The following is a 13,874-nucleotide window of genomic DNA, read 5'->3' as shown; positions in this document are numbered from 1 at the left end:
CCGAGCCCGAAGAGGAGAGAGCACCGTGCCGGTCATCACCGCAGCTCACCAGTTCAACGAGGACGACCTCTACGTCGACCTGATGCCGACGCTCGGCCGGCCGCTCTTCCTCAAGTGCGAGGGCTTCAACTTCGCGGGCTCCATCAAGATCAAGGCAGCGGCCGAGATGGTCGAATCGGCCGAGCGGAACGGAGTGCTCACCGCGGATTCGATCCTGGTGGAGTCCTCGTCCGGCAACCTGGGCGTGGCCCTGAGCGTCATCGCCGCCGGCAAGGGGTACAGGTTCGTCTGCGTCACCGACTCGCGATGCAACCTCACGACACGTCTCATGATGGAAGCGCTCGGCGCCCACGTGCACGTCGTGTCGGACCCCGGCGACCGCAGCCTGCTGGCCGCCCGGCTGAACATGGTCCGCGGCCTCTGCGCCGCCGACCCCCGCTACACATGGCTCAGCCAGTACTCCAATCCGGACAACTGGAAGGCCCACTACCTCCGGACGGCGCCGGCGATCGCCCGGGCGTTCCCCCGGATCGACGTCCTGTTCGTCGGCGTCGGCACCTCGGGCACTCTGATGGGCTGCGCGCGGTACTTCCGGACCTGGAACCGGCCCGTGCGCATCGTCGCCGTGGACACCGTCGGGTCCGCCATCTTCGGAGACCCCCCGGGGCGCCGGATGATCCCCGGACTCGGCATGAGCATGCGACCGCCTCTGCTCGACCCGTCCTACGTGGACGAGGTGGTCCGGGTCGAGGAGTCCGAGACGATCCGCACCTGCCGCGCCATGGCCGCGCGGGGTTTCCTCCTCGGGGGATCCACGGGGACGGTCGTCAGCGGCGCGACCGACTGGCTCGACACGCACCAGGAGGAGGACCTCACCTGTGTGGCGATCTCCCCGGACCTCGGGGAGCGCTACCTCGACACCGTCTACCAGTCGAACTGGGTGCGGTCCCTCTACGGCGACGACGTCCTGGACGACGACACGGACACGGACGCGGTGCGGCAGCACGAACCCGCGGGGTTCCCGGCCCGCCGATCGCCGGTCTGAGAACCCGCCGGCGAAGAGGCCGCACGCGGTCGTGTCACCCGGCCGGCGCACCCGAGGCGGAATCCGCTGAGCCGTGCGGGTGGCTTTCCCACCGGGCACCGGTCCGCCGCGACGCCGGTGACGAAGCCGTCACGAGTCCCGGCCGTCCGGCAGGGGACCCGAACAAGGAGTGACATGCGCAACCGCACCCTCACCGCGGCTTCCGTGGCCGTCCTGGCCGCCCTGTGCGCGGCGCCGGCGCTGGCGGCTTCCAGCCCCGCGCCCCAGGCCCGGCCCGCTCACGACCACAAGGCCCTGCACGCGATCGGCCTGACCGGGGACCAGCGCCTCGTCGAGTTCGACGTGCGCAAGCCCGCGAAGACCTGGTCGCTGGGCAAGGTCTCGGGCCTGTCCGGTGACACCAGGCTCGTCGGGATCGACTTCCGGGTCCAGAACGAGAAGCTGTACGGCGTCGGCGACAAGGGCGGCGTCTACACCCTGAACACCACCGACGCCAAGGCCAGGAAGGTCTCCCAGCTGACCGTCGCCCTGACCGGCAGCACGTTCGGTGTGGACTTCAACCCCGCGGCCAACCGCCTCCGGGTCATCTCGAACACCGGCCAGAACCTGCGGCACAACATCGACGACCCGGCGGCGCCGCGCACCACCACCGCCGACGGCACCCTGACCAACCCGACGACGCCGCCGTCGACCGCCATGGGCGTCACCGGCGCCGCGTACACCAACAACGACCTGAACACCGCGACCGCGACCACCCTGTTCGACCTCGACACGATGGCCGACCGGATCTCCCTTCAGTCCCCGGCCAACGCCGGCACCCTCGCCCCCACCGGCAACCTGGGCGTGGACGCCGCCCTCGACGCCGGTTTCGACATCTACTACAACGCCGCCGCCGGCACGAACCACGGTTTCGCGACCATCCGCAACGGTTCCTCCTACCGCCTCCACGCGGTCGACGTACTGACCGGCAAGGCCACCGGCCAGGGCGCCTTCCCGGCCAGGTACCAGGTCACCGACCTGGCTCTGCCCATCGACCAGAAGTAGCGGCACCCCGGTCGTGCCGGTGGCCCCGGGTCCTTCGGGGAAGGACCCGGGGCCACCGCCGACGAGGGGGCGGACGCGGCGCGTCACCGCTCCGCCCCGACGATATGATCATGCGCCGGTGAGCCGGAACGTCTGGACGTCACTGCCTTCCGTCCGACCCGAGAGAGCCCGGCCGTGCCCCTCACCCTGATCCCGATCGCCCTGTTCGCCCTCGCCTTCCTGGTCTTCACCGTCGCCCTGTGCGTGCGGGTGGCGAGGATGGGCGAGCTGCCCCGGTGGCGACGGTTCCTCCCCGCACTGCTGCTGTGCGCGGCGCTCGCGACGAGCACGGGCCGCGCGTGGGGCGTCACCGCGGCCGCCGAGGCCGTCGCCTTTCCGCTGAGCGCGGCCACGGCGCTGCTCGGGATGTACGAGGTGGACAGGCGGCGTCGGCGCGAGCGTCGCGCTGGCGCCGTATGAGCACGTCGCGGAGCCGGCGACCCGTCGTCGGGGGAGCGACCGGGCTCGCGTCCTTCGCGGCGGCGGTGGCCGTCGACCGCCGGGCATCACCGGCGGCGCGTCGGACCGGGAGCGCCTGCCCGGCGAGGGCGGCCTGAAGCGCGCGGCACGGCCGTGACGGTGCGGCTCGCCGGACAGGAGGGCGTACCCGACCCGGCATCAAGAACCCGTCAAGATTGCCCGACTCCGGCAATGCGGCTTCCCGTACCGGCCCGTCAGAATGGCCAGCGCGACGGCGGCGCCACGCCACGGATGCCGGAGTCCGGAAGCTCTAGCGGGGGAGGCCGGCGACGTCGAACGCGGTGCTCCCGCGGCCGTCGGGCCGCTGTCGGCGGCGTGCCCGGACCGCATTCCGCGCGTGACTCCGCCTGAGCCGGTACGTCCTTTCTTCGATCGACACGGGGTTCTTCTATGGATGCCATCACCTCGGGCTTCGGCGTGCTCGTCGCCGTCGTCCTGCTCGTCGCCGTCGCGGCGCTGTTCATGGTCGGCAGACTGTTCCGCAAGGTGGAGCAGGGCAAGGCGCTGATCGTCTCCAAGATGCGCAAGGTCGACGTCACCTTCACCGGGCAGGTCGTGCTGCCCGTGCTGCACAAGGCCGAGGTCATGGACATCTCGGTGAAGACCATCGAGATCTCGCGGACCGGCCGGGACGGTCTGATCTGCCGGGACAACATCCGGGCCGACATCCGCATCTCGTTCTTCGTCAGGGTCAACAAGACGGTCGAGGACGTCATCAAGGTCGCCCAGGCCATCGGCACCGCCCGCGCCAGCGACCAGGGCACGCTCCAGGAACTGTTCAACGCCAAGTTCTCCGAGGCGCTCAAGTCGGTCGGCAAGCAGATGGACTTCACCGACCTCTACACCAAGCGCGAGGAACTCCGCTTCCGGATCATCGAGTTGATCGGCATCGACCTCAACGGCTACAGCCTGGAGGACGCGGCGATCGACTACCTGGAGCAGACCCCGCTCACCCAGCTCGACGCCGGCAACATCCTCGACGCCCAGGGCATCCGCAAGATCACCGAGCTGACCGCCGCCGAGAACGTGCGCACGAACGAACTGCGGCAGCACGAGCAGAAGGAGATCACCCGGCAGAACGTGGACGCCCGCGAGGCGATCCTGGAGCTGGAGCGCCGTCAGGCGGACGCCGAGATCAAGCAGAAGCGCGAGATCGAGACGGTCAGGGCCCGCGAGGAGGCGGAGACGGCGAAGGTCGTGGAGGAGGAGCGGCTGCGGGCGCAGAGCGCGTTCCTGCGGACCGAGGAGCAGCTCGGCGTACAGCGGGAGAACCAGGCGCGCGAGGTCGTCGTCGCGCAGAAGAACCGCGAGCGGGTCATCGCGATCGAGAACGAGCGGATCGAGAAGGACCGGCTCCTCGAGGTCATCGCCCGCGACCGGGAGACCGAGTTGACCCGGATCGCCGCGGAGAAGGAGGTCGAGGCCGAGCGCCGGGACATCGCCGAGGTGATCCGGGAGCGGGTCGCCGTCGACCGGACGGTGGCCGAGCAGGAGGAGTCCATCAAGCGGCTGCGGGCCGTGGAGGAGGCCGAGCGGGAGCGGCAGGCGCTCGTCATCGCGGCCGAGGCCGAGGCCCAGGAGAAGCTGGTCAAGGACATCAAGGCCGCCGAGGCCGCCGAGCAGGCGGCGATCCACCGGGCCGCCGAGGAGCTCACCCTCGCGGAGGCCCGCCACAAGGCCGCCGACATGGACGCCCGCGCCAAGATCCGGCTGGCCGAGGGAGTCCAGGCCGAAGCCGCCGCCGAGGGCCTCGCCGCCGTCCAGGTGCGCGAGAAGGAGGCGGACGCCGTCGCGAAGGCCGGCCGGGCCGAGGCCGACGCCACCGAAGCCCGTCTGCGTGCGGAGGCCGAAGGGCTGCGGGCCAAGGCGCTCGCCGAGGCCACCGCCATCGGAGAGAAGCTCAAGGCCGAGGCCGAGGGACTCAACCAGAAGGCGATCGCCGTCGCCGCGTTCGACGAGGCGTCGCGCACCCACGAGGAGTACCGGCTCCGGCTGGAGGCGGAGAAGGACATCCGGCTCGCGGGCCTCGACGTCCAGCGGCAGGTCGCCGAAGCCCAGGCCACGGTGCTGGCCACCGGTCTGGAGAACGCGGACATCAGCATCGTCGGCGGCGAGTCCGTCTTCCTCGACCGGCTCGTCGGGTCGGTCGCGCTCGGCAAGTCCGTCGACGGCTTCGTCGACCACTCCACGACGGCCCGCGCACTGGCGGGTCCGTGGCTGAACGAGGCAGGGGCCTTCACCGGGGACCTCACGACGGTGCTCGGCTCCCTGTCCAGCACCGACGTGCAGAACCTCAGCGTCTCCGCACTGCTCGCCAAGGTCATGAAGTCCGGCCTGCTGGACGCACCCGCACCCGTACCCGCACCCGCACCGGCCACCGAGCCGGCGGAGGCCGCTGCGCTGAACGGCGCGGCCACGAGCTGACCGCCCACGGGGGTGCGGTCAGAACGGGCCCGGTGCCGGCGAACGGGGGAGTCACCGGCGCCGGACCCGTCCATCACCACGCTACAAGGAGCGCACGAGGATGAGCAGCGGAATCGACCAGGACACGTACACGGTGCTGCGCGACCGCCTCACCGCCCAGGCCGCCGAACTCGCCCGGCGCGCCGAGACGCTGAACGAGGCCCGGATCGCGGAGTTCGGCTCGGGCGAGATGACGCCGGCGGCCACCCTCCGCCTTCGCACCGAGCGGGCCTGCCTGCTCCGGGACGTCATCGCCGTCGGCGACGGCCTGCTGCTCCTCGGTCGCCACACGCCGACGGCGGACGGCGCCGACGTGACGGTGGCCGACGTCTTCGCCCTGTACGACCGGGACCTGAACCCGCTGCCCGAGGACGCCGTGCCCGGCCTCCTCGACGATCCCGGCTTCCGGCGGGAGTTCGCGGCCCTGCACCGCTACTTCCGCGGCGCCCGCCTGCTGCGGATGCGGCGCCTGGAGGGACGCCTCCTCGCGGTCTTCCAGACCGGGGAGAAGAGCGATGACCTGCGTGTTCTGCGCTGGTCGACCGACCTCTCCGGCGCGACGCGGTTCCTGGACGCCCAAGGAGAACGGGACCACGTCCTTCCCCGGTCCCAGGAGGTCGAGTGGGCGGACGCGACGCGCGAGGACCACGTCCCGGGCCGGTTCCCGCACATCGCGATCGACGGCCGCCTCTACATCTCCACGGTCGGCGGCAGCCTGACCGTCAAGACGGAGAACGACACGGAGACCGCCGAAGGCATCCACACCGAACCGGTGGACGAACCCCTCCAGTCCCTGGCCGACGCCGAGGTCGCCCACGCCACCGTCGGCCCCCTGACCGTCGTCCGCGTCCGCCCCTACAAGGAGGAGACCCGCCGGCACCTCGTCTTCAACACCCTGACCGGAACGGTGGCCCGGCTCGACGGCCTGGAACAGGCGTGCCTGCGGCTCCCCGACGACGCCGGCCTCGTCTTCCCCGGCGGATACTGCCTCGCCTCCGGGCCGTCCAAGACCTTCGACACGCAGACCACCGGTCTCGCCTTCGACCGCGCCGTCACGTCCCCCAACGGGGAGGACCTGCTCTTCGTCTTCCACGCGCAGTCCGCGGGCCGCACCCTCCTGCTCCCCTACAACCTCGTCCGCAAGGAGATCGCCCACCCCGTCTCCTGCCACGGGCACGCGTTGCTCGACGACGGCACGATGGTGGCCCTGCGGACCGGCGACGGCGAGCCCGGGCGCGTCCACCCGGTGCAGCTCTGGCGGACGCCCTACGTCGCCGACACCCACACCACGCCCCCGGACGGCGGGCCGCTGGGCCGCATCGGCAACCCCGACCTCGTCCGCGGAATCTCCGACTGCCTGTCCCTCGCCCGGCAGGCCACCGAACTCACCCCCGCGGGCGAGGTGTACGAAGCGCTGCTCGCCGCCTGCGTCCGCGCGGCCGACGTCCACCACTGGCTGGCAGAACCGGAGACCGGGGACCTGCGCGCCCCGCTGGACGAGCTCCGCGGCACGCTCTCGCAGGTGCTCGCGGAGTTCGAGACCGTGGAGACGCTCCACCGCCAGGCCGCGGAGGCGCTCGCCGCGTCCGCCGAGACGATCGCCCGGCTGGTAAGGCGCGTCCGCGGCGAGGCTCCGGCGACGGCCGAGGAGTGGATCTCCCGGATCACCGAACTGCGCCAGGCACAGGGACACCTGCTGACCCTCAAGGAGCGGCGGTACGCCGACACCGACGCCATCGACGCGCTGGCCGCCGACGTCGAGGCCGACATCGCCTCCGCCGCCCGGCGAGCCGTCTCCTTCCTCGGCCGCGACGACGCCTTCACCGCCCACCACGCCGAGGCCGAGGCCTTGGCGACGCGGGCCGGGGAGCTCACCACCGCGGCGGAGACGGGCGCCGTCGGCGACCGGATCGACGAACAGACCCACGCGCTGCGGACCCTCGGTGAGATCATCGCCGGCCTCGACATCGCCGACGCCACCGTCCGCACCGCGATCCTCTCCCGGATCGCCGACGTCCTCGGCGCCCTGAACCGCGCACGCGCCGTCCTCACCACCCGGCGGTCCGAACTCCTCGCGCGGGAGGGCGCGGCGGAGTTCGCGGCCGAGCTCGCCCTCCTCGGCCAGGCGGTCACCGGCGCACTCGCCGCGGCCGGCACACCGGACGAGTGCGACGACCAGCTCGGCCGGCTGACGGTCCAGCTGGAGGACCTGGAGGCGCGCTTCGCGCGGTCCGAGACCTTCCTGGACGCCCTCGCCGAGAAGCGCGCGGAGGTCCACGACGCCTTCACCGCGCGCAGGCAGTCCCTCCAGGACGCCCGCGTCCGGCGGGCGGAGCGGCTCGCCGGATCCGCGGGCCGCGTGCTGGAGGCGATCGGCCGCCGCTCGTCGGCCCTGACCGGTCTCGACGAGATCCACACGTACTTCGCGTCGGACCCGATGGTCGTCAAGATCAGGCGTACGGCGAAGGAACTGCGCGAACTCGGCGACCAGACCCGCGCGGAGGAACTGGAGAGCCGCCTCGCCACCGCCCGCCAGGAGGCCGGCCGCGCCCTGCGGGACCGCGCGGAGCTCTACTCCGACGCCGGTGACACGATCCGGTTCGGCCGGCACCGGTTCGCCGTCGGCCGCCAGACTCCCGAGCTGGTGCTCGTCCCGTCGGGAGACACCCTCGTCCTCGCGCTGACCGGCACCGACTACCGCGCGCCCGTCACCGATCCGGTCTTCGCCGGTACCCGCCGCTTCTGGGACCGGCCCCTGCCCTCGGAGTCGGCGGACGTCTACCGCTCCGAACACCTGGCCGCCCGCATCCTCGCAGACCACGGGGCCGACCGACTCGCCGGAGTGGACCTTCACGCGCTCGCGCGGCGGACGGCCGAGAGCGCGTACGACGAGGGGTACGAGCGCGGCGTCCACGACCACGACGCGGCGGTGATCCTGGAGGAGATCCTCGCGCTGCACGCCACCGCCGGCCCGCTCGGACACTCCGGCCGGGCCCGTGCGGCGGCGCAGCTTCACTGGGGCCTCGTCGCCACCGCCGCCGACCGCGCCGAGTGGGCCGGGCGGGCGATCTCCCTGACGAGCGCCCGCGACCTGTTCGGCGCACCCTCCGCGCTCGACGGGCTGCGCCGCGCGCTCGCCGAGCGGATCGGGGATCCCGCCGCCGCCGCGTACCTGGTGGAGGAGATCGCCACCGCACCCGCGGGCTTCGCCCTGTCCGCGCCGGCCCGCACGCTGCTGGAGAAGTTCCGCCGGGCCGTCGGCACCTCCCGGTACGACGACTCCCTGGCCGCTCTCGTCGCTCCGGACACGCGCCGGCAGCATGTCGAGGCGTGGCTCGCCGCCTATCTGTCGGCGTCGGGCGAGACCCACGACGAGGACGTGTTCGCCGAGGCGGTCGCCTTCGAGCTCTGCCCCGGCCTCGAACGCTACGAGGCCGAGGGCACGACCACGGCGAAGGCCACCGGCCTCCTGGGCACCCACCCCCGGATACGGGACCGCGCACTGGACCTCCGGCTCGACGACTTCCTGGCCCGGACCGAGGCGTTCGCCCGTGACGACGCGCCCGCCCACCGTGCCTACCACCAGCGACGCACGGCCTTCGTCGCCCAGGAACGCGAACGGCTCCGCCTGGAGGAGTACCGCCCCCGGACGATGGCGTCCTTCGTCCGCAACCGGCTCGTCGACGAGGTCTACCTCCCGCTGATCGGGGACAACCTCGCCAAGCAGCTCGGCGCGGCGGGCGACGCCAAGCGGAGCGACTCCCACGGCCTGCTGCTGCTCCTGTCCCCGCCCGGATACGGGAAGACCACGCTGATCGAGTACGTCGCCGACCGCCTCGGCCTGCTCCTGGTCAAGATCGACGGCCCGGCGCTCGGCCAGCGCACGGTCTCCCTCGACCCGGACGAGGCCCCCGACGCCACCGCCCGCCGGGAACTGGAGAAGATCGCCTTCGCCCTCGCGGCGGGCAACAACGTCCTGCTGCACCTCGACGACATCCAGCACTGCTCGCCGGAGTTCCTGCAGAAGTTCATCCCCCTCTGCGACGCCACCCGGACCCTGAACGGGCGCGACCTGCGCGGCAAGCGCTTCGCCGTCTGCATGGCCGGCAACCCCTACACCGAGTCGGGGCACGCCTTCCGCGTCCCCGACATGCTCGCCAACCGCGCCGACGTGTGGAACCTCGGCGACGTCCTCACCGGCAAGGAGGACGCCTTCGCCTTCAGCTTCGTGGAGAACGCCCTCACCTCCCACCCCCTCCTCGCCCCGCTGGCCGGCCGCGACCGCGCCGACGTGGACCTCCTCGTCCGTCTCGCGGCCGGAGACCCGACCGCCCGCCGCGACCGGCTCACCCACCCCTACGCCCCTGCCGAGGCCGACCGGATCCTGGCGGTCCTGCGCCACCTGCTGACCGCCCGCGAGACCGTCCTCGCCGTCAACGCGGAGTACATCGCCTCCGCCGCCCGATCCGAAGAGGCCCGCACCGAACCGCCCTTCCGGCTCCAGGGCTCGTACCGCACCATGAACAAGATCGTCGCCCGTCTTTCGCCCGCCATGAACGGCGCCGAACTCGCCGCGGTCATCGACGACCACTACACCGCCGAGGCCCAGACCCTGACCACCGACGCCGAGGCCAACCTCCTCAGGCTCGCCGGCCTCCGCGGCACCCTGACCCCGGCGCAGGCCGGCCGATGGGCCGAGATCACCGCCGCCCACCTCCGCACCCGGACGCCGGGCAGCACCTCCGACGACCCTCTGACCCGAGCGGTCGCCGCCCTCGGGCTGCTCGCCGACCGCATCGCCGCGGTCGAAGCGGCGATCGACCGGGCGACGGACCCCCGCCACCTCCTCACCCGCCCCACCGGACGGCACGCGGCACAGCCCGAGGCCCCCGCAGACAGGGCCCAACGCTCTCCACGCTCCTGACGTGCGGAAATAGATGCCCTCTGAACGGATACCCGTGTCCGGATAACGGTCACGTCACGGCCGCTGGCGATTCTCCGCATTACTGCGCGTGAGGTGATTTGGGTCACAGGCTCATGGGTGTGGTCTGTGTTAGGAATGCGCAACTCCGCAGGTGGCACCACCCCTCGTCGCCTTCGCGGAGTGCCGGGCCAGGCCCGGCCGTACGACCGAGGTGATCACGCTCCGAGTCCGCGGACAGCGATCACCCCGCTCGCCGAACGGACAACGGCGTTCGCTCACAGACCGCACCCCCACACCGGTCACGCCTCCCGCAAGGCCGGTCCTGCGCACCTGAGGTCCCCACCGTGTCACTCGATTCCTTCACCCAGTCCGTCGACGAGGCCGTCAGCGGATTCTTCGAACCGATAGCCGGCTGGCTCGGCGACGTCGTCTTCTACTCCGTGCCCGTCGCCGGCACCCAGCTCCCGCTCATCGTGGCCTGGCTCGTCGTCGCGGGTCTGGTCTTCACCGGCTGGTTCGGCTTCGTCCAGCTGCGCAAGTTCCGCCTCGCGGTGGACGTGGTGCGCGGAAAGTACGACGAGAAGGGATCGGCCGGAGAGGTCAACCACTTCCAGGCGCTCACCGCCGCCGTCTCCGGAACCGTCGGCCTCGGCAACATCGCCGGCGTGGCCGTCGCGGTGTCCATCGGCGGCCCCGGCGCCACCTTCTGGATGATCCTGTGCGGCCTGCTGGGCATGGCCACCAAGTTCGTCGAGGTCACCCTGGGCGTGAAGTACCGCGAGGTGCACGCCGACGGCACCGTCTCCGGCGGCCCCATGCACTACCTGCCCAAGGGCCTCGCCGAGCGCTTCGGCAAGAACGGCAAGACCCTCGGCAAGGTCCTCGCGGTCCTGGCCTCCTTCATGGTCCTGTTCTTCGGCCTCTTCGGCGGCAACCTCTTCCAGGTCAACCAGTCCTACGCCCAGCTCGTCTCCGTGACCGGCGGCGAGGACGGGATGATGGGCTCCTCGGCGGGCGCCCTGTTCTTCGGCATCCTGATCGCCGCGCTCGTCGGCATCGTGCTCCTCGGCGGCATCCGCTCGATCGCCTCCGTCACCAGCAAGCTCGTCCCCGCCATGGCCGGCATCTACATCGCGGCCTGCCTCGTCGTGATCGCGGTCCACATCACCGCCGTCCCCGCCGCGGTCTCCACGATCATCGAGGGCGCCTTCAACCCCCAGGGCGTCGCCGGCGGTGTCCTCGGCGCGCTGATCATCGGCTTCAAGCGGGCCGCGTTCTCCAACGAGGCCGGTCTGGGCTCCGCCCCGATCGCCCACTCCGCGGTCAAGACCAAGCACCCCGCCAGCGAGGGCCTGGTCGCCCTGCTGGAGCCCTTCATCGACACCGTCGTCATCTGCACCATGACCGCGCTGACCATCGTCATCGCCAACCCCGCCAGCTGGGCCGAGGCCCGCGCGGGCGAGTCCATCGGCGGCGTCACCATCACCTCCGACGCCTTCGGCACGGTCCTGCCCTGGTTCCCGTACATCCTCACCATCGCGGTCATGCTGTTCGCCATCTCGACCGTGCTGACCTGGGGCTACTACGGCCTCAAGGCGTGGACGCACCTCTTCGGCCGCAGCCGCGCCAGCGAGCTGACGTACAAGGTCGTCTACACCGTCTTCGCGGTCGCGGGCTCGCTCCTGACCCTCCAGACCCTGATCGACATGGCCGACGCCGTGCTCTTCATGCTCGCCGTCATCAACATCATCGGCCTCTACCTCCTCGCCCCCGTCGTCAAGCGCGAGCTGAACACCTTCCTCGCCTTCGTCAAGCGCCGCGACGCCGGCCTCGACACCGACGACGACACCGACGAGGACACCGACCGGGAGCCGGTGAGGACCACCGTCTGACCCGCCCCCGGCGGCCCGGCTCCGGAAGGACCCTGCTCCCACCTCGCGCCTTGGTGAGAGCAGGGTCCTTCACCCTGTTCCCGCAGCTCAGCGACGCCCTGGTGAGACCCGCGCACACCCGTTAGGGTGTTAAGAACGCATCAAGAAGCACGATGCCGGTGTGCCGGGAAGTCTGGTCGGCGTCCGAGGGCCCGTGTGCCCGTTCAGCGACACGCCCCGGAAGGTTCCCCCATGGCCCAGGCACGCTCACGCAAGACCGTCTTCGGCCTCCTGCCCTGGCCCGAACGCCAGGCGATCGCCGAGTCCCTGCGCACCGAGACCGTCGGCGGACTCGTCCTCCTGGCCGCCGCCGTGATCGCCCTCGTGTGGGCGAACAGCCCCTGGAGCGGAGCCTACGAGGCCGTACGCGACGTCCACTTCGGCATACCCGCCCTCGGTCTCGACCTCGCCGTGGGCCACTGGACCGCCGACGGCCTCCTCGCCGTCTTCTTCCTCGTCGCCGGCATCGAGCTCAAGCGAGAACTCGTCGTCGGGGAACTCCGCACCCCCGCCACCGCCGCACTCCCGGTCGTCGCCGCCCTGTGCGGCATGGCCGTCCCCGCCGTCCTCTACGTCCTCACCGCGAAGGCGGGCGGCGGCTCACCGGACGGATGGGCGGTGCCGATGGCCACCGACATCGCCTTCGCCCTCGCCGTCCTCGCCGTCATCAGCACCCACCTCCCCTCCGCCCTGCGGGCCTTCCTCCTCACCCTCGCGGTCGTCGACGACCTGGGCGCCATCCTCATCATCGCGATCTTCTTCACGAGCGACCTCAACTTCTGGGCCCTCGGAGGAGCGTTCGCCGGCCTCGTCCTCTTCTACGCCCTCCAGCGCCTGCGGGTCCGCGGCTGGTGGTGGTACGTCCCCCTCGGCATCGCCGTCTGGGCGCTGATGTACAACTCCGGCGTCCACGCCACCGTCGCCGGCGTCGCCATGGGCCTCATCCTGCGGACCACCCGCGACAAGGGCGAGACCGCCTCTCCCGGCGCTCGCGTCGCCCACCTCGTCCACCCCTTCTCGGCAGGCGTCGCCGTCCCCCTCTTCGCCCTCTTCGCCGCCGGCGTCAGCGTCTCCGGCGCGTCCCTCCGGCACGTCTTCACCGACCCCGAACCCCTCGCCGTCCTGATCGGCCTCGTCGTCGGCAAGATCGTCGGCATCTTCCTCGGCACCTACCTCGCCGCCCGCTTCACCCGCGCGCAGCTCAACCCCGACCTCGCCTGGGCCGACGTCCTCGGCCTCGCCACCCTCGCCGGCATCGGCTTCACCGTCGCCCTCCTCATCGGCGATCTCGCCTTCCCCGACCCCGCCCAGGCCGAACACGTCAAGGCCGCCGTCCTCATCGGCTCCCTCACCGCCGCCGCCCTCGCCGCCCTCCTCCTGCGCCGCCGCAACCGCCTCTACAAGCAGCTGTACGAAGCCGAGAACCGCGACGACGACGGCGACGGCATCCCCGACTGCTACCAGACCGACGTCCCGGCGGGCAGCGGTCGGTGACGAGCACGTCCTTCGCCTCGGCCCTGCTGGCGACAGCCGTGATCGTGGCCGCCCTCGTGATCCGTACGGCCGTGCGCGAAACCAGAGAGCCCGGCAGCGCCCGCAAGGCATGGGCGTTCCTGCCCGAGCCCCGCGCGCTGGCGAGCGGGCTCGTGGTCGCCTCCGGGCTGTCCGCCGTCGCCTGGACTGCCGCGGGGCCCGCCTACCTGCCCTGGGCCTGGCTCGCGGGCCTGTTCGCGGCGCAGATCCACTCGCGGATGCGGTGAGGCCCTCGCGCCGGGTCGATATTGGGTGTGGAGAGGGGCGCGACTCACTAAACTGATCAGCTCGTGCACGTAAGAACGGTGAGGCGTCGACCTTTGGAGGAGGCCGCCGTCCGCAGGGCAGGCGAGGCAGGCCATCTACTGCGACAACGGCGCCCTTTTCCGTCCGGCAGGCGCCATGTCTGAACGGA

General features: G+C 71.7%; 8 protein-coding genes. All 8 read left to right on the top strand.

Features of this window, described 5'->3' with window-relative positions; all coding sequences use genetic code 11:
- Positions 1 to 25 precede the first annotated feature (25 nt).
- The 8 genes from sbnA to ACFYT9_RS26250 all read left to right on the top strand — a co-directional run bounded on the left by sbnA (position 26) and on the right by ACFYT9_RS26250 (position 13,686).
- Positions 26 to 1,045: a 2,3-diaminopropionate biosynthesis protein SbnA gene (gene sbnA, locus ACFYT9_RS26285; protein WP_387274019.1), complete on the top strand. Its 1,020-nt coding sequence runs from the start codon at positions 26 to 28 to the stop codon at positions 1,043 to 1,045.
- Positions 1,046 to 1,219: 174 nt separating this feature from the next.
- On the top strand, positions 1,220 to 2,089 hold the full coding sequence (locus ACFYT9_RS26280) for a DUF4394 domain-containing protein (protein WP_389167822.1): 870 nt from the start codon (positions 1,220 to 1,222) through the stop codon (positions 2,087 to 2,089).
- 174 nt (positions 2,090 to 2,263) lie between these two features.
- Positions 2,264 to 2,548, top strand: a complete 285-nt coding sequence (locus tag ACFYT9_RS26275; protein ID WP_389167820.1) for a hypothetical protein — start codon at positions 2,264 to 2,266, stop codon at positions 2,546 to 2,548.
- A 450-nt stretch (positions 2,549 to 2,998) separates the two neighbouring features.
- Positions 2,999 to 5,032, top strand: coding sequence for an SPFH domain-containing protein (locus ACFYT9_RS26270; RefSeq protein ID WP_389167817.1), 2,034 nt, complete (start codon positions 2,999 to 3,001; stop codon positions 5,030 to 5,032).
- A gap of 100 nt (positions 5,033 to 5,132) precedes the next feature.
- Positions 5,133 to 9,995, top strand: coding sequence for a DNA repair ATPase (locus ACFYT9_RS26265; RefSeq protein WP_389167816.1), 4,863 nt, complete (start codon positions 5,133 to 5,135; stop codon positions 9,993 to 9,995).
- Positions 9,996 to 10,339: 344 nt separating this feature from the next.
- Positions 10,340 to 11,887: an alanine/glycine:cation symporter family protein gene (locus ACFYT9_RS26260; RefSeq protein WP_389167813.1), complete on the top strand. Its 1,548-nt coding sequence runs from the start codon at positions 10,340 to 10,342 to the stop codon at positions 11,885 to 11,887.
- Between the two features lie 231 nt (positions 11,888 to 12,118).
- Positions 12,119 to 13,420, top strand: a complete 1,302-nt coding sequence (gene nhaA / locus ACFYT9_RS26255; protein ID WP_389167810.1) for a Na+/H+ antiporter NhaA — start codon at positions 12,119 to 12,121, stop codon at positions 13,418 to 13,420.
- Entirely contained in the window at positions 13,417 to 13,686 is a 270-nt protein-coding gene (locus ACFYT9_RS26250) for a hypothetical protein (protein WP_389167807.1), read from the top strand. The genes nhaA and ACFYT9_RS26250 overlap by 4 nt, the downstream gene beginning before the upstream one ends.
- The last annotated feature ends 188 nt before the right edge of the window (positions 13,687 to 13,874 follow it).

The organism is Streptomyces sp. NPDC004435 (genome assembly GCF_042873895.1).
Classification (GTDB): domain Bacteria; phylum Actinomycetota; class Actinomycetes; order Streptomycetales; family Streptomycetaceae; genus Streptomyces.
Note: the sequence above shows the minus strand (reverse complement) of the source record. Positions and strands in the feature narration are given on the sequence as shown.